The 21,384-nt window shown below is 72.3% G+C and carries 17 protein-coding genes; 7 read left to right on the forward strand and 10 right to left on the reverse strand.

Annotation, left to right across the window (positions count from 1 at the left end):
- Nucleotides 1-14 precede the first annotated feature (14 nt).
- The 3 genes from VFZ92_RS08180 to VFZ92_RS08190 all read right to left on the reverse strand — a co-directional run bounded on the left by VFZ92_RS08180 (nt 15) and on the right by VFZ92_RS08190 (nt 3,494).
- Nucleotides 15-680 carry an L-ribulose-5-phosphate 4-epimerase gene (locus VFZ92_RS08180; RefSeq protein ID WP_330875197.1) on the reverse strand — a complete coding sequence of 222 codons (666 nt, stop codon included), beginning with the start codon at nt 678-680 and terminating at the stop codon, nt 15-17.
- Entirely contained in the window at nt 680-2,356 is a 1,677-nt protein-coding gene (araB, locus tag VFZ92_RS08185) for a ribulokinase (RefSeq protein ID WP_330875198.1), read from the reverse strand. The genes VFZ92_RS08180 and araB overlap by 1 nt, the downstream gene beginning before the upstream one ends.
- Nucleotides 2,357-2,504: 148 nt before the next feature.
- Entirely contained in the window at nt 2,505-3,494 is a 990-nt protein-coding gene (locus VFZ92_RS08190) for a LacI family DNA-binding transcriptional regulator (RefSeq protein ID WP_330875199.1), read from the reverse strand.
- Nucleotides 3,495-3,677: 183 nt separating this feature from the next.
- Here VFZ92_RS08190 and VFZ92_RS08195 point away from each other — a divergent pair, with 183 nt between their 5' ends.
- Nucleotides 3,678-5,195 carry an MDR family MFS transporter gene (locus VFZ92_RS08195; protein ID WP_330875200.1) on the forward strand — a complete coding sequence of 506 codons (1,518 nt, stop codon included), beginning with the start codon at nt 3,678-3,680 and terminating at the stop codon, nt 5,193-5,195.
- Nucleotides 5,196-5,264: 69 nt separating this feature from the next.
- Here VFZ92_RS08195 and VFZ92_RS08200 read toward each other — a convergent pair whose 3' ends face one another.
- Nucleotides 5,265-6,011 carry an MHYT domain-containing protein gene (locus VFZ92_RS08200; RefSeq protein WP_330875201.1) on the reverse strand — a complete coding sequence of 249 codons (747 nt, stop codon included), beginning with the start codon at nt 6,009-6,011 and terminating at the stop codon, nt 5,265-5,267.
- Nucleotides 6,012-6,761: 750 nt separating this feature from the next.
- Between VFZ92_RS08200 and VFZ92_RS08205 the strand changes: the two genes are divergently transcribed.
- Nucleotides 6,762-7,742: a TerC family protein gene (locus VFZ92_RS08205; RefSeq protein WP_330875202.1), complete on the forward strand. Its 981-nt coding sequence runs from the start codon at nt 6,762-6,764 to the stop codon at nt 7,740-7,742.
- 70 nt (nt 7,743-7,812) lie between these two features.
- The gene (locus tag VFZ92_RS08210; RefSeq protein ID WP_330875203.1) at nt 7,813-8,739 is read left to right on the forward strand and encodes an amidohydrolase family protein; all 927 of its coding nucleotides are present in this window, start codon (nt 7,813-7,815) and stop codon (nt 8,737-8,739) included.
- 193 nt (nt 8,740-8,932) lie between these two features.
- Here the strand turns inward: VFZ92_RS08210 and VFZ92_RS08215 are convergent, their stop codons facing one another.
- Nucleotides 8,933-10,408, reverse strand: coding sequence for a carboxylesterase/lipase family protein (locus tag VFZ92_RS08215; protein ID WP_330875204.1), 1,476 nt, complete (start codon nt 10,406-10,408; stop codon nt 8,933-8,935).
- A complete protein-coding gene (locus tag VFZ92_RS08220) occupies nt 10,405-11,778 on the reverse strand; it encodes an FAD-binding oxidoreductase (RefSeq protein WP_330875205.1) in 1,374 nt (457 codons plus the stop codon). The genes VFZ92_RS08215 and VFZ92_RS08220 overlap by 4 nt, the downstream gene beginning before the upstream one ends.
- Before the next feature lie 121 nt (nt 11,779-11,899).
- On the opposite strand from VFZ92_RS08220, the gene VFZ92_RS08225 reads away from it, so the two are divergent.
- Nucleotides 11,900-13,648, forward strand: coding sequence for a helix-turn-helix domain-containing protein (locus tag VFZ92_RS08225; protein WP_330875206.1), 1,749 nt, complete (start codon nt 11,900-11,902; stop codon nt 13,646-13,648).
- Between the two features lies 1 nt (nt 13,649).
- Here the strand turns inward: VFZ92_RS08225 and VFZ92_RS08230 are convergent, their stop codons facing one another.
- The 4 genes from VFZ92_RS08230 to VFZ92_RS08245 form a co-directional block, all read right to left on the reverse strand.
- A complete protein-coding gene (locus VFZ92_RS08230; protein WP_330875207.1) occupies nt 13,650-14,396 on the reverse strand; it encodes a DUF427 domain-containing protein in 747 nt (248 codons plus the stop codon).
- A gap of 12 nt (nt 14,397-14,408) precedes the next feature.
- Complete coding sequence (locus VFZ92_RS08235; protein WP_330875208.1) at nt 14,409-15,347, reverse strand: GlxA family transcriptional regulator; 939 nt, start codon at nt 15,345-15,347, stop codon at nt 14,409-14,411.
- An 87-nt stretch (nt 15,348-15,434) separates the two neighbouring features.
- Nucleotides 15,435-17,939, reverse strand: a complete 2,505-nt coding sequence (locus VFZ92_RS08240; RefSeq protein ID WP_330875209.1) for an ABC transporter substrate-binding protein — start codon at nt 17,937-17,939, stop codon at nt 15,435-15,437.
- Between the two features lie 111 nt (nt 17,940-18,050).
- Nucleotides 18,051-18,377, reverse strand: a complete 327-nt coding sequence (locus VFZ92_RS08245) for a ClpX C4-type zinc finger protein (RefSeq protein WP_330875210.1) — start codon at nt 18,375-18,377, stop codon at nt 18,051-18,053.
- A gap of 56 nt (nt 18,378-18,433) precedes the next feature.
- On the opposite strand from VFZ92_RS08245, the gene VFZ92_RS08250 reads away from it, so the two are divergent.
- The 3 genes from VFZ92_RS08250 (at nt 18,434) to VFZ92_RS08260 (ending at nt 21,295) form a co-directional block, all read left to right on the forward strand.
- Nucleotides 18,434-19,324 (forward strand): RNA polymerase sigma-70 factor, encoded by an 891-nt coding sequence (locus VFZ92_RS08250; RefSeq protein WP_330875211.1) that lies wholly within the window; start codon nt 18,434-18,436, stop codon nt 19,322-19,324.
- Nucleotides 19,325-19,393: 69 nt separating this feature from the next.
- Complete coding sequence (locus tag VFZ92_RS08255; RefSeq protein WP_330875212.1) at nt 19,394-20,143, forward strand: SDR family oxidoreductase; 750 nt, start codon at nt 19,394-19,396, stop codon at nt 20,141-20,143.
- Nucleotides 20,144-20,260: 117 nt separating this feature from the next.
- Nucleotides 20,261-21,295 (forward strand): LLM class flavin-dependent oxidoreductase, encoded by a 1,035-nt coding sequence (locus tag VFZ92_RS08260; RefSeq protein WP_330875213.1) that lies wholly within the window; start codon nt 20,261-20,263, stop codon nt 21,293-21,295.
- The last annotated feature ends 89 nt before the right edge of the window (nt 21,296-21,384 follow it).

Genomic DNA, 21,384 nt, shown 5'->3' on the forward strand with positions numbered 1-21,384 from the left:
GTGGTTCCACGGGCTCAGGCCTGCCCGTAGACGTTCTGGTAGCGGACGTGCAGGCGGTCGATGTCGTCCTGGCCGATGTCGCCCGGCTTGCCGAGCTGGTGCGCGATGTGGACGGTGCGGGCGACGTCCTCGACCATCACGGCGGCCTTCACCGCGGAGCGGGCGTCCGGGCCGACCGTGAACGGGCCGTGGTTGCGCATCAGCACGGCAGGGGACCTGCTGTCCCGCAACGTGTCCACGATGCCGCGGCCGATGGAGTCGTCGCCGATCATGGCGAACGGGCCGACCGGGACGTCACCGCCGAACTCGTCGGCCATCATCGTCAGCACGCACGGGATCGGCTCGCCGCGCGCGGCCCACGCCGTGGCGTAGGGCGAGTGCGTGTGCACGACGCCGCCGACCTCGGGCATGTGCCGGTACACGTACCCGTGCGCCGCCGTGTCCGACGAGGGGGCCAGGTCGCCCTCCACCAGTTCGCCGTGCAGGTCCGTGACGACCATCGTGGCGGCGGTCAGCTCGTCGTAGGACACGCCCGACGGCTTGATCACCATCAGGTCCTCCCCCGGCACCCTCGCCGACACGTTGCCCGCGGTCCACATCACCAGCCCGTACCTGGTGAGCTCCCCGTGCAGCTCGGCGACGGTGCGTCGCAGGTCCGCGATCACCTGTCCCAACGACATCAGCTCTTCCCCTCGGTCGCGGCGCGCTTGCGCGCCTTCAGCCGGTGCATCACGTCGTTCCCGCCGCGACCGAAGTGGTCGTGCAGCTCGACGTAGTCGGCGTAGAGCGCCTGGTAGGCCTCGACGTTCGCCGGAACCGGCTGGTAGACGCCCCGGCGGACGGACCCCATGGCGGCGGCGGCCGCGCGGATGTCGGGGTAGGCGCCCGCGGCCACCGCGGCGTGGATGGCCGACCCGAGGGCGGGCCCCTGCTCGGAGCCGATCACCGACAGCGGCAGGCCGGTCACGTCGGCGTAGATCTGCATCAGCAGCTCGTTGCGCAGCAGACCGCCCGCGACGATCAGCTCGGTGACGGGGACGCCGGACGCGACGAAGGCGTCCACGATGGTCCTGGTGCCGAAGGCGGTCGCCTCGAACAGCGCCCGGTAGGTGTCCTCGGCGCGGGTGGCGAGCGTCTGGCCGACGACCAGGCCGCTCAGCTCGTGGTCGACCAGCACCGAGCGGTTGCCGCTGTGCCAGTCGAGCACGACCAGCCCGTGCTCGCCGATCTCCTGCTCCGCGGCCAGTTCCGTGAGCAGGTCGTGCACGGAGATGCCGCGCTCGGCCGCGCGCCGCTGGTAGTCGGCGGGCACGTTGTGCTCGACGAACCAGCCGAAGATGTCGCCGACGCCGGACTGGCCCGCCTCGTAGCCCCAGAGGCCGGGGATGATCCCGCCGTCCACGACGCCGCACATCCCCGGCACCTCGCGGAGGTCTGCGCCGGACAGGACGTGGCAGGTGGAGGTGCCCATGATCGCGACCATCTGGCCGGGCTCGACGGCGTTCGCGGCGGGCGCGGTGACGTGGGCGTCGACGTTGCCGACCGCGACCGCGATGCCCTCGGGGAGCCCGGTCCACGCGGCGGCCTCGGCGGACAGCCCGCCCGCGCGGTCGCCGAGCGCGCCGATCTCGTGGTCCAGCTTGTCGGTGACGAACCGCTCGAAGCCGGGGTGCAGCTCGCGCAGGAAGTCCTGGCTCGGGTAGGTGCCGTCCTGGCGGATCCCCTTGTAGCCCGCGGTGCACGCGTTGCGCACGTAGGTGCCGGTGAGCTGCCAGATGATCCAGTCGGCGGCCTCGACCCAGTGCTCGGTCGCGGCGTAGACCTCGGGGGCCTCCTCCAGCAGTTGCAGGCCCTTGGCGAACTCCCACTCCGAGGAGATCAGCCCGCCGTAGCGCGGCAGCCACGGCTCCTCGCGCTTGCGCGCCAGCTCGTTGATCCGGTCGGCCTGGCCCTGCGCGGCGTGGTGCTTCCACAGCTTGACGTAGGCGTGGGGCTGCTCGGCGAACTCGGGCAGCTCGCACAGCGGCGTGCCGTCGGCCGTGGTCGGCACCATCGTGCACGCGGTGAAGTCCGTGCCGACGCCGATGACGTGCCTCGGGTCGGCGCCCGCCGCCGCGAGGGCCGAGGGAATGGCCTCGCGCAGCACGTCGACGTAGTCGGACGGGACCTGGAGCGCCCACTCCGGCGGCAGCGCCCGTCCGGTGGCGGGCAGCACGCGGTCGACGACGCCGTGCCGGTACTCGTGCACCGCGCTGCCGAGTTCGGCGCCGTCGCGGACGCGCACCACGACGGCGCGGCCGGACAGCGTGCCGAAGTCGACTCCGACCACGAGTGCGTCCTGGGGATCGATCACCATGGTGAGACACCTTCGTCCGACAGCTTGTCCGCCGAAGTGTTATCGCTAACATTCCTGCCGTCAACAGAACGGCGCAACGTTTCGGTAACTCGACGGACACCTTGCCCGTGAAGGAGATCCGGTCAGCGCGAGATCGTGATGAGCGTTCTCAACGCTGTCCAGGACCGGCGACGCTGTCGCGCACCACCAGCTCGGGCGCGATCGTGTGCCGCGTGGACGTCGACGAGCCGGACTCGATCTGCCCGAGCAGCATCCCCAGCGTCGTCCTGGCCACGGCCTCGAAGTCCGGCCTGATCGTGGTCAGCGGCGGGATGAAGTAGGCGGCCTCGGGGACGTCGTCGAACCCGACGACGCTCACGTCCTCCGGGACCCGCCTGCCGCGCTCGCTCATCGCGCGCAGGATGCCGAGCGCCAGGTGGTCGTTCGCCGCGAACACCGCCGTCACGTCCGGCATCCGCGCGAGCATCTGCCCCGCCCGGTACCCCGACGCGGCGGTCCAGTCGGCCGCCATGACCGGGGGGATCTCCGCGCCGGCCTCGGTGAGGGCCGCCCGCCACCCCTCGATCCGCCCGATCGCGTCGAACCAGTCCGACGGACCCGACACGTGCCACACCGTCGAGTGGCCCGCCGCCAGGAGGAACTTCGTCGCCTCCCGCGCGCCCGCGGCCTGGTCCACCGTGACCAGCGCCGCGGGCCGGGCCGGGTCGCCGTCGATGGTGACCAGCGGCACGTCCGCGGGCAGGTGGTCGAGGGCCTCGTTGGCCGACGCGACCGGCGCTATCACCACGATCCCCGCCACCCGCTGGTCGAGGTGCTGCTCCACCGCGCGCCCGATCGAGTGCCGGTCCAGCACGCTGACGTTGCCCACGCTGACGGTGAACCCCGCCTCGGCCGCGGCGTTCTCGAACGCCACCAGCAGCGACGCGGGCCCGTAGAGCGTCGAGTTCTGCGCCACCACGCCCAGCACCTGCGAACGGCCCGTGACCAGGGCTTTCGCTGCCCTGTTCGGGCGGTAGCCGAGCTCGGAGATCGCCGCCCGCACCCGGTTGCGCGTCTGCTCCCGCACGTTCGGATGCCCGTTGAGCACCCTCGACACGGTCTGGTGCGACACGCCCGCCAGGCGTGCCACGTCCGTCATCGCAGGCTCCCGCGTCACCTTGTCCACCGGCACATGTTATCGATCACATCGCCGAACTGCGGTAATGACGCCCGGACGGCCCGATCCGGACCGCGTTCCACCCAGGGCGGAATGGCGGGGGACGAGGTCGGTGTTGGTCGTGGGGGGATCTTCAGCCCACCCGGACGTTGGGAGCACGAACGCATGACGGCACCGCTCACCCGGAAGCAGTTGGGCCTCCGCTCGGACCGCGGTCCCGTCCTGCTGGCGGTGATGCTGACCACCGGGCTGGTCGCGCTCGACAGCACGATCATCGCGACCGCCGTGCCGTCCATCGTGGAGGACGTCGGCGGGTTCTCGCAGTTCCCGTGGCTGTTCTCGATCTACCTGCTGACCCAGGCCGTGACCGTGCCGCTGTACGGGAAGTTCGCCGACATCTACGGCCGCAAGCCGGTGATGTTCTTCGGCATCGGCGTGTTCCTGCTGGGCTCGGTGCTGTCCGGCGCGGCGTGGAGCATGCCGGTGCTGATCGCGGCCCGCGCCGTCCAGGGCATCGGCGCGGGTGCCGTGCAGCCGATGAGCATCACGATGCTCGGCGACCTCTACACCGTGGAGGAGCGGGCGAAGGTCCAGGGCTACGTGACCAGCGTGTGGGCCGTGGCGTCGCTGATCGGGCCCGCGCTGGGCGGGGTGTTCTCCGACTACCTGTCGTGGCGGTGGATCTTCTTCGTCAACGTGCCGCTCGGCGCGGTCGCGGTGGTGTTCCTGGCGCTGCGGTTCAAGGAGAACGTGGTCAAGCAGGTGCACAGGGTCGACTACCTCGGTGCCGCGCTGCTCACCACCGGCCTCCCGCTGGTGCTGCTCGGGCTGCTGGAGGGCGGCGTGGCGTGGGCGTGGGGGTCGTGGCAGAGCCTGCTGGTGTTCGGCGTCGGCGGCGTGGTGCTGGTGGTGTTCGTGCTGGTGGAACGCCGGGTCGCCGAGCCGATCCTGCCGATGTGGGTGTTCGGCCACCGCACGCTGAACGGCGGCAACCTGACGGCGCTGATCGTGGGCGCGCTGCTGATGGGGCTGACGTCGTACCTGCCGACGTTCGTGGAGGGGGTGCTCGGCACGGGGGCGCTGGTCGCGGGGTTCGCGCTGGCCGCGCTGACGTTCGGGTGGCCCATCTCCGCGGCGATGGCCGGGCGGGTCTACATGCGGATCGGGTTCCGGGACACGTCGCTGATCGGCAGCGTGTTCGTGATCGCGGGCGCGGTGGTGATCGCCCTGCTGTCCGGCGGGTCGGCCGTCTGGGAGGCCGCGGCGGGGGCGTTCGTGATGGGCGTGGGCCTCGGGCTGGTGTCCAGCCCGACCGTCATCGCCGTCCAGTCGACCGTGGGCTGGGAGCGCCGGGGCGTGGTGACCGCCACGAACATGTTCAGCCGCTCGCTGGGCAGCGCCGTGGGGGTGGCCGTGTTCGGCGCCATCGCCAACTCGACCCTGGCCGACCGGCTCGCCCAGCCGCCCGCCGACGTGGCGGCCGACCTCCCGCCGAGCGTGGACGCCACCACGGTCGTGCTGGGCGGCCACGCCGACCCGTCGTCACCCGTGGTGGTGTTCGTGCGGAGCGCGTTGGCCGACGCGACCCACAACGTCTTCCTCGCCCTGCTGGTGATCGCCGCGTGCAGCGCGCTCACCGTTCTGCTGATGCCCCGCCGGACGAAGGAAATCGAATTCGTCTGACGTTCTCGGCCGCGTCGACGGAATTTAAACGACGTGATCAGGGAAGGCGCGCCCACGTTTTCGGGGAATTCAGCCGAGGTTGTCCGCGGTTTCGCCGAGCGGGTCGTTCTCGGAGGTGAACAACGTCCACAGCAGAACGGCGACGACCAGACCACCGATCACGAAAACGGGGAACACGAGGTCGAACACGTCGGTGCCGACCGGCGCGGGGATCGTCGAATCCGCCTCCACGGTGACGGCGGCCATACCGGTGAAGTGCATCCCGGTCACGGCGACGCCCATGACGAGCCCCGCGGCGACGCGGGCGGCGGCCGTCTTCACGACCAGGGTGAACCAGAGGGCGGTCGTGGCGGCGGCGACCGCGATGCCGCACGACAGCGCCACGAGGGCCGTGCTGTAGGACAGCTCGCCCTGGAACCGGATCGCCGACATGCCCATGTAGTGCATCCCCGCCACGCCGAGACCGGCCAGGACGCCCGCGCCGACGAGGCGCACCGGGGTGACCCGCAGGAAGGTCACGATGGACAGCCCGACTCCCACCACACCCACCGCGATCAGCGCGGACAGGGCCGTGAGCGGGGCGGAGTACTTGACGGAGCCGCTGGTGACGTCGAAGCCGAGCATGGCGATGAAGTGCATCAGCCAGATGGCGACGCCGCCGATGGCGAGCGCCCCGAAGACGGTCCACAGCACCTTGGACTTGCGCTCGACCTCGTTCCTGGCCCTCGACATGCACGACAGGCCGATCAACGACCCGATCACCGAGATGGCGTACGCCAGCACCGGGGTCCAGAGACCCGACGAGAAATGCTGCATCGAATCGTGGTTCACGAGCACACCGGTCCTTGGGTGGGATGCGGACTGAGGGTCATCACCTGCGCGCGCGGCGTGGGGAACCCGATCGGCCGACACCCGGCAGCAGGGCTCAATTCGTAACCCGGTATCCCACGATCCACCAGCGCGAAAGAGACCCCGTAATCCATTCGAGATAATGCGTCGAATCTCGGCTACATACCGTAGCCGAGGAGGCACCTAGCGACGAGCCATCGCCTGCGGAGGCGGATTTATTACGCACCCCTAGAACCACTCTGAGTAGACCTGGCCGAACCGGATGCCGTGACGGCGTTCTTACCATCCATCAGCTTCCCGAATGGCGCGCGGCAGCGGAGGGTGCCCGACCGGTCACCCACGGCGAATGGCGAGGAAACCGGGGGCGAGCAATTCGTGATTTGAATTCACCTTTTGGTCCGCGCGTCGAACCGCCGCCGAAAACCCCTAGTCGGAACGTGGTTGACGTGGACACCCGACCCCGTGAACCGCGTGAACCTCCCGGCGGGAAAACCGCCGACGGTGAATACACGATCAGGGTGGTGCCTCATCCCCGTGTGGCGAGGAGGTCAGGACATAAGGGACACTGTCCCAGTTCGCGGAGGGGAGTACTCCCAGCGCGGCGGTGCCGTCAGCACGGAGTTCCCCTTGGCTCCCGGTTCCGCCGGTCGGCGTCAGCCGGCGGAGGAGACCTCCGGTCACAGGCGCGCGCGCCGAGAGCCGGAGGGTCGATTCCTCATGTCTGTACCACTGTGGTTGTGGCTCGCGACAGTCGTGGGCCTGCTGGGTCTGCTCGTCGTGGACCTCGTGCTCGTGGCCCGCAGGCCGCACGAGGTGTCGTTCGGCGAAGCGGGTCGCTGGGTGACGTTCTACGTCACCCTCGCGATCCTGTTCGGGTTGGGCATCTGGTACTTCTCGGGCGGTGTCTACGCGGGTGAGTTCTTCGCCGGCTACATCACCGAGTACTCGCTCAGCATCGACAACCTGTTCATCTTCTTGATCATCATGAACACCTTCAAGGTGCCCAAGGTGCACCAGGGCAGGGTGCTGCTCGTCGGCATCCTGATCGCGCTGGTGATGCGCGGCATCTTCATCGCGGTCGGCGCGGCGGTCATCGCGCAGTTCAGCTGGGTCTTCTACATCTTCGGCGCGTTCCTGATCTACACCGGCTACAAGCTGGCCAGGACCAAGCACGACGAGGACGAGGAGTACAAGGAGAACGCGCTGCTCCGGTTCGTCCGCAAGGTCTACCCCGTGTCGGACCGCTACCACGACGCCAAGTCGTTCATCAAGATCGACGGCAAGCGCTTCGTGACCCCGATGTTCATCGTCATGCTCGCGATCGGCACGACCGACCTGCTGTTCGCGCTCGACTCGATCCCGGCGATCTTCGGCCTCACCAAGGAGCCGTTCCTCGTCTTCACGGCCAACGCCTTCGCCCTGATGGGCCTGCGGCAGCTGTACTTCCTGCTCGGCGGTCTGCTGAACAAGCTCGTGTACCTGTCGATCGGCCTCTCGCTGATCCTCGCGTTCATCGGCGTGAAGCTGGTCCTGGAGGCGCTGCACACCAACACGCTGCCGTTCCTCAACGGCGGTGAGCCGCTGGCGGTGCCGACGATCGGCATCGAGGTGTCCCTGCCGGTGATCATCGGCGTCCTGCTGGTCACCACGGTCGCCAGCCTCGTCAAGTCCAAGCGCGACGAGGCCGCCGCCAAGTAGCCTGCCCCGTTCGACGACGGCCCGCCGGGTTCCCGGCGGGCCGTCGTCGCGGCTCGGGCACCATGGCCGCATGGCGGACCTGATCGACGTGCACGCGCACTTCCTGACCGAGCGGTACGTCGCCGAGGCCTCCCGGTCCGGGCACGCGCTGCCGGACGGGATGCCCGCGTGGCCGACGTGGAGCGCGGAGCGGCACCTGCGGCTGATGGACGACAACGGCATCGCGAAGGCCGTGCTGTCGGTGTCCTCACCCGGCGTGCACCTCGGCGACGACACCGCGGCGGCGGAGCTGGCCCGGCACGTCAACGACAGCGCTGCCGAGGTCGCCGCGCGGTTCCCCGGCCGGTTCGGGAGCTTCGCCGCGCTGCCGCTGCCCGACGTCGGGGCGGCGCTGGCGGAACTGGCCCGTGCGCTGGACGAGCTGGGGGCCGACGGCGTCGCCCTGGAGTCCAACGTGGAGGGCCGCTACCTCGGCGACCCGCTGTTCACGCCGCTGCTGGAGGAGCTGGACCGCCGGGGGGCCGTCGCGTTCGTCCACCCCACGTCGCCGCGCGGCTGGGAGGCCGTGTCACCGGACCGGCCCCGGCCGATGCTGGAGTTCCCGTTCGACACCACCAGGACCGTGGCGGACCTGCTGTTCAGCGGGGCGCTGGAGCGGTTCCCCGGCATCGGGTTCGTCATCCCGCACTGCGGTGGCACGCTGGCGCTGCTCGCCGACCGGATCGAGCTGTTCCGCACGACCTTCACCTCCGGCGGGGGCGCGCCGACCCGCGACCAGCTCCGCGGTCTGTGGTTCGACCTGGCGGGCACCCCGTTCCCGGCCCAGGTCCCCGCGCTGGCGAGCGTGGTCGGCACCGGGAAGCTGCTGTACGGCAGCGACTTCTGCTTCACGCCGCCGGAGGCCGTCGCCCGGCAGCTGGCCTCGATCGACGGCGCTCCGGGAGCGGACTGGCGCGAGCTGACCACCCGGAACGCGGAGCGCCTGCTGGGCCGCTGACGCCCCGTCGCCGTCGCGGCGCCGGTGACGGGGTCACCGCTCAGCAGCGCAGGCGCGCGGTGAGCAGGTGGGGGTCGACGCCGGTGAACCCGATGTCGTCGATCAGGCCCAGTCCGGCGCGCTGGCCCCGCTGGGCAGCGTCACCGCCGGGGACTCGACCGTCCGGGTCCCCGAGCGGTCACCCGTCGAGCAGTCAGCGCACGCCTTCCCACACCGCGCGTTCCTTGCCGTCGGCCTCGACCGTGGTCGTCCACTCCGGACCGATCCGGCGCACGGCGGGGTGCTCCGCCGTGTAGCGGGGCCAGCCGGGATCGCCGTCGCGGGCGAAGCGGACCCACGCCGCGTGCACGCTCGCGGCGAGCGCGGTGGTCTCGGCGTTCGGCGTGACGCCGAGCAGGCCGAAGTCGACGCGGTCCAGCACGTCGAACACGAACGGCAGCTCGATCCCGTGGCACGCACCGAGCCTGCCGTCGAACGCGGGCGAGCGCCAGGTGAACTCGTACCGCCACGTCCCGGCGACGTGCGGCGCGTGCGCGTCGGCCAGCCGGGCGGTGGGGACGGCGAACATGAAGTCCGTGCCGATGGCGGCCAGCAGCTCACCGGGGGTGTCGCCGCGGCCCGCGGCCCGGTACGCGTCCACGACGCGGTCGGGTTCGGGGTGCAGGCGGGCGACGGAGAACGCCAGCACCTCGGGCGTGACCTCGGGCAGGGCCGCGCCGAGGCCGACGAGGTAGAGGTTCATCTCGTCGGAGTTGTTGCCCACCAGCACGTCCACGCCCGCCGCGGCCCCCGCCGCCACGACGTCCACGGGCTGGTCGTGGAACAGGTCGCCGTCCAGCACCGGGCCGATCGGCGACAACCCCATCAGCGGGTCGCGCACCCCGTCCACGGTCAGGTCCGGGCGCCCCGTCGCCACGCGGGTGAGCGCGTCGACCAGCGCGGCGTCGTCGGCCTCGGTGACCGGCCCGCCGAGCGCCTCCTCGACCGCGCGGGTGGTCACGGCGGCCTGCGCCGGCGTGAGCAGGTGCGATCCGCCGCCGCTCTGGCTGATCGCCCGGCGCACCAGCCCCGACGGCAGGACGGCCAGCAGGTCGCACACGCTGAGCGCACCCGCCGACTCGCCGAACACCGTCACGTCGCCGGGGTCGCCGCCGAAGGCGGAGGCGTTGTCCCGCACCCATTCCAGCGCCGCGATCTGGTCGCGCAGACCGCGGTTCTCCGGGAACCCCGGCACGGAGCCGAACCCGAGCACGCCGAGCCGGTAGTTCACCGTCACCAGCACCACGCCGTCCCGCGCGAACGCGGTGCCGTCGTACCCGGCGGTGCTCGCCGCTCCCCCGGTGAACGAGCCGCCGTGCACGAACACCATCACCGGCAGCCCGGCCGCGGTCGGGTCCGGCGTCCACACGTTGGCCGTGAGGTAGTCCTCGCCGGGCACCCAGCCCGGTCCGACGATGCCCTCCAGGTCCACACCGGGGATGCGCGTGCTCCCCTGCGGTGCCGTGGGTCCGAACGTCCGCGCGTCGCGTTCTCCGGACAGGACGACGGGTTCCGGCAGGCCGAACCGCTCGGCGCGCGCGTAGGGGATGTCCTTGAACGAGAACACCCCGTCGGCGTGCGTCCCGCGCAGGGTGGCGTCGCCGAGGCGCACCAGTGGTTCCGTGGTCATGCCGTCTCCTGTCCGAACACCTTGCCGGGGTTGAGGATGTGGTGCGGGTCGAGCGCGTCGCGCACGGCGCGGTGCAGCGCGAGCACGGCCGGGTCGAGTTCGCGCCGGAGCCCGTCGCGCTTGAGCAGGCCGACGCCGTGCTCGCCGGTGACGGTGCCGCCGAGGTCCAGGGCCTCGGCGATGATGTCGGCGAACGCGGCCTGCGCGCGGGCCCTGCCGTCGTCGTCGCCGGTCCTGGTGAGCAGCAGCGGGTGCAGGTTGCCGTCGCCCGCGTGGGCGATGTTGGCGATCTTCGTGTCGTGCCGGACGCCGATGGCCTGGATGCGGCCCAGCATCTCGGCGACCCGGCCGACGGGGACGCAGACGTCCTCGGTCAGCACCGGCCCGAGCCGTTCCAGCGCCGGGTAGGCGAGGCGGCGGGCGTCGAACAGCGCGTCGGCCTCCTGCTGGGTGGTGGACCGGGCGCTCCAGGTCGCGCCCGCCGCGTCGAAGCACGCCAGGAGCGCGTCCGCCTCGGCGTCGCCCGCCGCACCGGGAGCGTCGGTGCGGCCCAGCAGCACGGTGTCCGCGTCCGCGGAGAGGCCCATGTTCTTCCACTCGTCCACGGCGGCGAGGCAGGTCCGGTCGACCAGTTCCAGCGCGGACGGCGTGAGCCCGGCGGCCGCGATCCGCTCCACGGCGAGGCCCGCCGCGACGACGGACGGGAAGTACCCCGCGACGGTGTGCTCGGGCGCCCGGCTCGGCCGCAGCCGCACGGTGACCTCGGTGATGACGCCGAGCGTCCCCTCGGAGCCGACCAGCAGCGACGTGAGGTCGTAGCCCGCGACGCCCTTGGCGGTGCGGCGGCCGAGCCGCACCAGCTCGCCGGTGCCGGTCACGACCTGGAGGCCCAGCACGTAGTCGCCGGTGACGCCGTACTTCACGCAGCACACGCCGCCCGCGTTGGTGGCGACGTTGCCGCCGATGGTCGACCACGGCGAGCTGGCCGGGTCCGGCGGGTACCAGAGGCCCCGCTCGGCGCAGGCCGCGCGCAGGTCGTCGTTGACCACACCGGGTTCGACGACGGCGAGCTTCTCCAGGGGGTCGATCTCCCTGATCGTCCGCATCCCGTCGAGGGTGATCACCACGCAGCCCGCGGTCGCGTTGGCGCCGCCGGAGAGCCCGGTGCCCGCGCCGCGCGCGACGACCGGGATCCCGTGCTCGACGCAGTACCGCACGACGACCTGGACCTCCTCGGCCGTGCGCGGCCGGACGACGAACGCGGGCGGCTCCCACGGCGCCCACTCCGCCTCGTCGTGGCTGTAGGAGCGCAGCACGTCGGGGTCGCGGAGCACCCGACCCGGCGGGAGCAGCGCGCTCACGTCGTCCATCCGCCCACCTCCACTGGTGTCCCACCCCCGACGCTAACCACGGCACCGACGAGCGACAATGTGCGGACCCTCCATCAACGGGTCGTTGTGGTGGAGACCCTCTCCACTCGAAGGAGTCGCGGTGACCTCGTGGCTGGACCTGCTGCTCGCCGACGCGTCCCCGGACGCGCTGGCCCGCCACCACGACGAGCTGCGCGCGGCAGGTGGTGGCGCGGCCGTCGACCGCGACGCGCACTCCGCGCTGCGCCTGCGCTCCCTGCTGGACCAGCGGCGGCAGCGCGCGACCGAGCTGGCCGCGCTGAACGACACCGCCCACCGCCTCGCGAGCCTGGACGACCCGGAGGACCTGGTCCGGGAGGTCGTCGGGCAGGCGAGACGGCTGCTCGGCGTCGACCTGACCTACCTCGCGCTGGTCGAGGACGACCACCTGCGCATCGACGTCGCCGACGGCGCGCTCACCCCGCACCTGCTGGGCCTGCGCATCCCGCTCGACACCGGTGTCGCCGCCGCCGTGGTGGCGCGCGCCGAACCGGTGTGGACGCCCGACTACCGCACCGACCCCGACATCAGCCACGACGCCGCCGCGGACCGGGCGGCGACCGCGGAGAACATGCGCGGCCTGCTCGGCGTGCCGCTCGGGGTGCGCGGCCGGGTGCTCGGCGCGCTGCTCGCGTGCAAGCGGCAGGAGCGCGGCTTCGGCGAGGACGAGATCGCGCTGCTGTCGGCGCTGGCCGCGCACGCGGCCGTGGCGATCGACAACGCGCGGTCGGCGCAGGAGTCGCGCGCGACCGTGCACCGGCTCGAACGGACGCTGCACTGGGACCGGCGGCTCACCCGCGTCGTGCTCGACGGCGGCGGGGTGGACGACCTGCTCGGCGAGGTGGCCGCGTCGGCGACCGACGAGGTCGTGTTCGTCCACGCGGGCGAGCGGCCTCCCGTGCACCCCGACGTGCTGGGGCCGGTGCTCGACTCCCTGGACGGCGCGAGCACGGCCACCCTCGTCGGGGACCTGCTGGTCCAGCCGGTGATCGCGGGCCGCCGCGTGCTGGGCGCGCTGGTGCTGGCGGGGCCGGGCGCGGACGACCGGCTGCTGCTGGAGCGCGCCGCTCCCCCGCTCGCGCTGGTCCTGGTGGGGCAGGAGGCCGTCGAGCGCGCCGCCCGGCTGACCCGCGACGCCCACCTGCTCGACCTGCTGTCCCGGCCCGTCGTCGACGCCGCGCGGCAGCTGCGGGGCGCCGGGCTCGACCCGGCGCGGACGTACAGCGTGCTCGTGGCGCGACCGAGCACGCCCGCGGCCCGGTCCCGGCTCGTCGCGGTGCTGCCGGAGGGGTCGAGCGTGGCCACCGAGGGCGGACGGCTGCTCGCGGCCGTGCCCGTGGACGACCCGGAGGCGCTCGCCGGGAGCTGGGACGACTCGGCCGGGCTCACGGCGGGGGTCGCGGGACCGGCGTCCGGCGCTGGTGACCTGGTCCGCTGCCGCCAGCGGGCCGAGCTGGCGCTGGACGCGCTGGTCGCCCTCGACCGCACCGGACGGCTGACCTCGGCCGAAGGCCTCGGCGTGTACCAGGTGCTGCTCAGCGGGCAGGGGCGGCAGAACGTGCGGGGCATGGTCGAGCGCGAGTTCGGCGCCGTGCTGGCGGAGGAGCGGCACCGCGCGGTGCCGCTGCTGCGCACCCTGCACGCCTTCCTGGACCACGGGAAGCGCCCGGCCGCCGCGGCGGCGGAACTCGGCGTTCACGTGAACACGCTCTACCAGCGGCTCGCGGTGGTCGACCGGCTGCTCGGCCCGAGCTGGCGCGAGCCGGACCGGGCGCTGGACCTGCACCTGCTGCTGCGGCTGCACCGCGCACTGCCGCGGCTGTCGTCGTGACTCAGAAGTGCGTCACCGGGCGGTCCAGCCGCACGCCGTCCAGCACGACGTCGACCTTCTCGCCGTAGAACGCGACCAGGCCCGCGACGGGCAGCACGTCCGCGGTGGGGAACGCGTAGCTCCACGCCAGGTCCGGGTGCGCGCCGCGGGGCGTGGTGATCGACCAGTAGTCGGACGTCGTCCCCTTGTACGGGCACGAGGTCACCGTGTCCGTGCGCGTCAGCGCGGAGAAGTCCACGTCGGTGCGGCTCAGGTAGTACCGGGTCGGCAGGCCGGTCTCGAACAGCAGCACCGGCGACGACGACTCGGCCACCACCACGCCGTCCAGCTCGATCCGCACCGACCGCGACGAGCGCAGCGCGTCCACCCGCACGTACGGGCTGCGCGCGTGCACGAAGACCTGCTCGTCCTCCTCGAACCACCGGTCCACCGCGGTCCAGTCGAACCACACCGAGTCGTGGAAGTCCGGGTAGCGCAGGGCGCTCGACCGCCGGTGCACCCCGCCGACCCGCACGCCGTGGACGTGCGCGACGCCCCGGCTGGTGGCGCGGGTGGTGTGCTCGTCGAGGAGGAGGTCCGCGCGGACGTCGGCGCGGGGGAAGTAGAACCGCGGGTAGTACGGGTGCTCCCAGACGTAGAGGGCGCGGGTGGAGTCGACCACGACCTCGTCGGCCAGCACACCCCGGACGCGCCGCGGCACGGGCTGGACGTGGTCGACCGGCACGATCGACGCGGGGAAGTCCGTCATGGTGTCCTGTCGTCAGTTCTGGTACCGCTCGCGGTAGGCGGTCGGCGAGAACCCCAGTCTGCCCGTGAACACCCGCCGCAGCGTCTCGTCGCTGCCGAACCCGCTGCGCGCCGCCGCCACGGCCGCGGTGTGGCCCCTGCGCAGCAGCTCCCGCACCAGGTCGAGCCGCACCAGCTCCACGTACCGGGCCGGGGTCGTGCCGATCTCGTCGTGGAACAGCCGCGACAGCTGGCGCGGGCTCACGGCCGCCGTGGCCGCCATGACCGGGACGGAGTGGTTCGCGGCGGGGTCGGCGGCGACCGCGTCCAGCACCGCGCGCAGCGGGCTCCGGCGCGACACCTGGCCGCGCGACCGCACGGCGAACTGCGAGTGGCGGTCCGGCCGCCGCAGGAACACGACCATCGCCCGCGCGACCTCGGCGGCCACCTCCGCGCCGTGGTCGTCCTGCACCAGCGCGAGCGCCAGGTCGATGCCGGAGCTGAGGCCCGCCGCCGTCACGAGGTCGCCGTCGCGCACGCAGAGGTCGTCCGGTCGGAGCAGCACCCTCGGGTAGCGCCGCGCGAACAGGTCGACCTGCCGCCAGTGGGTGGTCGCCTCCCTGCCGTCGAGCAGGCCGAGCTCGGCCAGCAGGAACGAGCCCGTGCACACCGACGTGACCCGGTCGGCGCCCACGGCCAGCAGGCTGGCCGCGTCCAGGAGCCGCGGGTCGAGGTGCACGTCGACCGCGCCGTCCGCGCCGGGGACCAGCAGCGTGCCACCCGGCTGGGAGTACCGCGCGGCGCCCGCGACGACCACCCTCACGCCGGAGGACGAGCGGACGTGCGCGCCGTCCGCCGACACCACCTGCACGTGGTAGTCGGCGCCGAACCGGTTGGCGTGGCAGAAGACGTCCGCCGGGCCGGCGATGTCGATCGTCGTCACGCCGTCGAACGCGAGGATCGTCACCAGCATCCCCCCATCGTGGCAGCATTCCGGAGGCCGGTGTCAGGCAGTTTTCGTTCCAGGGCACCAATTCCCGGCCACCGGGGCCGCGTCCGTTCAGGCGAAGGCGACCACGTAGGTGAGCACCACCCCGAGCAGGTAGAGCGGGTAGCCGACGCGCGCCGCCCTGGTCAGCCTCCGCTCGGCGACCGCGCGCCGGGTCGACGCCAGCCTCTTGCGCAGCATCGCGATCAGCACGCAGGTCGCGGCGAGCAGGATGAACGCGTAGTAGCCCCACTCCAGCGCCACCGTGTAGCTGACCGACGGGAGCTGCGAGGTGACGTTGTTGAGCAGCACGGCGGTGCTCAGGATCGCCGTGACGCCCATCGACACGGGCGCGCCGCCGTCGGACGCGGAGAAGAACAGCGACAGGTAGGTCACGCAGATCAGCAGCACCAGCGGCAGCAGGTTCTTGACGAGGAACGGCGCCGTGTCCCGGGCGATCTCCACCTCGCCCGCGTACTGGCTGTAGTAGATGCCCGACCCGGCGCCCGCGCTGTCGCCGAGCGCGTCGCTGCTGCCGACCGTGCGCTGGAAGAACCGCGCCGAGGCCGCGACCCAGTTGGGGATCTGGTTGATGTCCTCGTTCGCGTCGGTGCCGCTGCGCAGGAAGGTGCTCGGCGGCTGGTCGAGGATCTCCCGGTCCGTCGCGTACACGACCTGGTCGGCGGTCCGGGTCCGGTTCTGGAGCACGACGACGAGCCGCTGGTGGTCGAACGGGAACCCGCGGAACTCGAACCCGGTCTTGAAGCGCTCCCCCACGCGGTAGAGCCGGTAGGTGGAGCCGTTCTCGGTCACGTCCCGCAGCGGCTGGCCGAGCTTGAGGTCGGGCTTGACCGCGTTGACGAACTGCACGTCGGAGGCCCCGTGGTCGCCGGTGTACTTGAGCCACAGGAAGAAGTCGACGAAGTACGTGCCGTCCCTGGTGTCCAGGTCGCGCACCTCGTTGAGGTTGATGCCCGTCGCCACGACCTGGCGGCGGCTCAGGTACCGGTCGCCGATCGCGATGACCGATCCGCCGGCCAGCCCCTGGCGCAGGGCCTCGTCCGACGGCGGGTCGTAGATCGTCAGCTGCACCGGGGTGGACGCGAACCGCTCCCCGTCGCTGGTCACCACGGACACCGGCATCTGCGCGGACCCGGTCGGCGAGAAGTACAGCGGCCCGAGCAGCGCGGGGAACGAGTTCTTCCGGTCCTTGAGCGCCGCCCACCCGTCGCGCACCCGCTGCCGGTCGGCCGCGCGCCGCTCGGGCGTGAGGCCCATGCCTCCCAGGCCCATGACGTGCAGGCCGACGTTGAGCGCCTGCCGGGCCGTCGCGGCGTGCCACAGCGGTTCCTCGCCGTACCGCCGCCCGTACTCCTGGGCCCACGTCAGCGCCTGCCCGGACAGCGAGTCGTTCGCGAGCGGCGTGCCCGCGTACAGGTTCGCCGTCAGCAGGCCCGGTCGGCCCAGGTCGCGCTCGGCCGCGGTCAGCGCGTCGTGGAACGCCTGCGTGCCGAGGGAGGCGACGCCCAGCACCGGCGCCGTGACGCCGCCCGTCCTGAGCCGCCGGAGCACGTCGACACCGCGGTCGGGGTCGGTCGCCAGCACGATCGGCGCGAACGGGTCCAGCGCCGCCGGGTCCACCGCGGACCCGTCGAGCGGTGTCGTCGCCACCACCTCGCCGAACCGCCCGAACGACTCGGCGAACGCCTCCCGAACGGACGTCCCCGCCTCGTCGGGGTCGTGCACGACCTGGGCCCGCGTCGCCCCGAGCACGTCGGCGGCGTAGGCGGCCAGGAAGTCCGACTGGGTGCGGTTGCCGAACATGCTGCGGAAGTACCAGTCGCTGCCGTCGGTGATGCGCGACGACCCGGCCGACGGCGTGATCGCCGGGATGCGGGCCCGCTGGTAGATCGGCGCGGCGGCCAGGGCGGTGTCGCTGCTTCCGTGCCCCACCACGTACATCGCCCGGTCCTCGCGGACGATCTCCTCGGCGATCTCCCGAGCTCGGTCCACCCGGTCCTCGTCGTCGTGGACCAGCAGCTCCACCGGGTGCCCGTCGACACCGCCCGCCGCGTTCACCTCGTCCAGGCGCATCCTCAGCCCGCGCTCCATCGCGACCGAACCGGGTTTCGCCATCCCCGCGACCAGGGCGACGAACACCGGTTCCCCGCTCGGGTGGCCCGACGCCGAGTACACCCCGACGACCGACAGCAGCACGGCCGCCACCACCGCGAGCGCGACCCACGAGCCCCGCCGACGCGGCGGGGCGTCCGCCTTCGGCCGAGGGGGCTCCACCAGCTCCTCGACCTCGCGCGGCGGCCTGGCCGCCACGCCGTCCAGCGCCCGCAGCGCCCGGCCCGTGAGCGGGTCGGCCTCGATCGCGAACGCCCGGTCCAGGCAGAACCGCCGTTCCGCGGGCTCGTCGACCACCTCGGCCAGCCACCGCCACGCGGGCTCGTAGTCCGCCTCCTTCGCCAGGGCCCGGCCGAGCAGCTCACGGGCGGCGGCCGGGTCCGAGTCACGGGCCGCCACCGCCCGGTGGGTGAGCGCTACCGGTGTGTCGGTGGTGTCGGACACGGGTGGGGACCTCCGCTGCTCGGTCGCTGGACGCGACGGAGGTTAGGCAGCACCACCGTTCCCCGATCGAGGATCCTTCGACCGGGGAACGGCCCCCGTTCGGGTCACCACTCAGCCGTGGAACCGCTCCCACGCCGACTGCCGGGTCATGCCGAGCGCATCGCCGATCCGCACCCACGTGACACCGCGCTCCCGCAGGTCCAGCACGCGTTCCCGCAGGCCCGCCTCCACCTGCGCCGAGGTGGCCGCGATGCGCGGCAGGCCCGCCAGCAGCTCCTCGTCGGTCATGCCTGCCCACTCCGGCACGCGTGACTCCGACGGACCGTCCGCACCGAGGATGTCCACGCACAGGGCCACGCACTCGTCGCAGATGTAGACGCCGGGCCCCGAGATGACCTTCCGCACGTCGGCGGCGGCCTTGTGGCAGAACGAGCACATTCGAACCTCCTTTGTCAGGCGCAACCTGACACACGGTTGACGATAGCGTGACCTCCGTGGCCGTCAACCCCCTCGACCCGACCGGACTCGACCAGGCAGCGGCGGAGTTCGACGACCAGCGCTCCCGCCTGTTCGGCATCGCGTACCGGATGCTCGGCAGCGCGGCGGAGGCCGAGGACGTCGTCCAGGAGACCTGGCTGCGCTGGCAGACCACCGATCGCGAGGTGGTCAGGAGCATCCCGGCGTTCCTCACCACGGTCACGACCAGGCTCGCGATCAACTCGGCCCAGTCCGCCCGCTCGCGGCACGAGACCTACGTCGGCCCGTGGCTGCCCGAACCGGTCGACACCAGCGCCGATCCCGCGCTGGGCGCCGAACGCGGCGAGGCGCTGGAGATGGCGATCCTCCTGCTGCTGGAGAAGCTGACGCCGACCGAGCGGGCGGCGTACGTGCTGCGGGAGGCGTTCGACTACCCGTACGCGCAGATCGCGGAGATCGTCGCGACGTCGGAGGCGAACGTCCGGCAGCTCGTGAGCCGCGCCCGCAAGCACGTCGCCGACGGGCGGCGCGCGCCGGTCGACCGGACCGAGCAGCGGCGGCTGCTCGACGCCTTCCTGGTCGCCGCCCGAACGGGCGATCTCCTCGCGCTGGAGGACCTGCTCGCGGCGGACGTCGTCAGCTACTCCGACGGCGGCGGAGTCGTGCGCGCCTCGAAGATCCCGGTCGTCGGCCGCACGCACGTCTCGCGGTTCGTCGCCGCGTTCGCCGGGCACTTCTGGGCGGACACGACGACCACCTGGGTCGAGGCGAACGGCGGGGCGTCCGTCGTGGTCGCCCGCGAGGGCGTCGCGTTCGCCGTCATCACGGTCACCGCGTCGGAGGAGGGCATCGACCAGGTGCTGTGGGCGATGAACCCGGCGAAGATCGCGGCCATCTCCTCCGCCTGAGCTGTCACAGGGCCGGGGGCCGTCCGGTCATGACTGGTGACCGGACAGCGGCAACGTGAGAGGTGCACCATGAAGATCGTGGTTATCGGCGGCAGCGGGCTCATCGGTTCCAAGCTCGTGGCGAAGCTCGGCGAGCACGGCCACGAGGCCGTTCCCGCGTCGCCCGCCTCCGGGGTGAACACCATCACCGGCGAAGGCGTGGCCGAGGTCCTCACCGGCGCGGACGTCGTCGTGGACGTGTCGAACTCCCCGTCGTTCGCCGACGCGGACGTGCTGGCGTTCTTCGAGACGGCGACCACCAACCTCCTGACCGCGGCGGCGGACGCGGGTGTCGGCCACTACGTCGCGCTCTCGGTGGTCGGCGCGGACCGCCTGCCCGACAGCGGCTACCTGCGGGCGAAGGTCGCGCAGGAGCAGCTCATCACCAAGTCGGGCCTGCCCTACTCGATCGTGCGGGCGACCCAGTTCCACGAGTTCGCCAAGTCCATCAGCGAGGCCGCGACCGTGGACGGCGTCGTCCACGCGCCGTCGGCGCTGATGCAGCCCATCGCCGCCGAGGACGTGGCGGCGACCGTCGGCCGCGTCACCGTCGGCGCGCCCGTCAACGGCGTCGTCGAGGTCGGCGGTCCCGAGCTGATCGGCATGGACGACCTCATCCGCCGGAGCCTGGCCGCGCGCGGCGACTCGCGCGCGGTCGTCACCGACCCGCACGCCCGCTACTTCGGCACCGAGCTGGAGGAGCGCAGCCTGGTGACCGGCGAGGGCGGCCTCAAGGCCGAGACCACCTTCGCGGAGTGGCTGGCGGCGCAGGAGAAGTAGCCGTCGGAGCGGCGGCCCCGGCCGGGGCCGCCGCGACGCTCACCACAGTCACGTTGATGCTTCAACCTTCGAGGCGTAGGTTCGGTCGTGGACCATCACCGGCGCGGCGGAGGAAGCATGGAAATCGGGATCTACAGCTTCGCGGATCGGCACCCCGACCCGCTGACCGGCGAGCAGGTCTCGGTGTCCCAGGCGCTGAAGAACACCGTGGAGCGCATCAGGCTCGCCGACGAGCTGGGCCTCGGCTTCTACGGGCTGGGCGAGCACCACCTCGACGACTACGCGATCTCCAACCCCGGCACGGTGCTCGCCGCCGCGGCGAGCGTGACCGAGCGGATCACGTTGAGCAGCGCGGTGACCGTGCTGAGCACCGAGGACCCGGTCCGGGTGTACCAGCAGTTCACGACGCTCGACCAGCTCAGCGGCGGGCGGGCCGAGCTGCTGGCCGGGCGCGGGTCGTTCACCGAGTCGTTCCCGCTGTTCGGCGCGGACCTCGGCGACTACGACGAGCTGTACGAGGAGAAGCTGGCCCTGCTGCTGCGGATCGACCGCGAGGACCCGATCACGTGGTCCGGCCGGTTCCGCGCGCCGCTGGAGAACGCGCGCATCCTGCCCCGCCCGTACGGCGAGCGGCTGCGCATCTCCGTCGGCACCGGCGGCAACCCGGAGTCGTCGGCCCGCGCGGGCGTGCTCGGGCTGCCGATCGTGTACGCGGTCATCGGCGGCGAACCGGAGCGCTTCGCGCCGCTGGTCGACCTCTACCGCCGCGCGGGCGAAGCCGGCGAGCACGCGCCCGAGGACATGCACGTGACGATGAGCGCCATCGGGCTCGTGGCGAAGAACTCCCAGGACGCCAAGGAGTCCTTCTACCCGTACTGGCTGGAGACGATGAAGTACGGCGCGAGGGCACGGGGCTGGGCCGTGCCGACCCGCGGCGAGTACGACGAGTACACCCGCGGCGCCCGCGCGCTCTTCGCGGGCAGCCCGGAGGAGGTCGCCGAACGGATGATCTCCGTCGGACGGCTCGTCGGGGCCGACCGGTACGCGATGCAGATGGACTGGGCGGGCGTGCCGCACGCCACCGTGATGACGGCGATCGAACTGCTGGGGACCGAGGTGCTCCCGGTGGTGCGCCAGGAACTCGGCGCCTAGCGCGGGAGACCGCGTCTCCGAGGCCGAGTGGGCCAGGAACGTCCCCGACGAGCCGTACCGGAACCCCTGCTAGCCCAGCAGGGCCGCCG

The sequence above is a fragment of the Umezawaea sp. genome (genome assembly GCF_036375055.1).
Taxonomy (GTDB): domain Bacteria; phylum Actinomycetota; class Actinomycetes; order Mycobacteriales; family Pseudonocardiaceae; genus Umezawaea.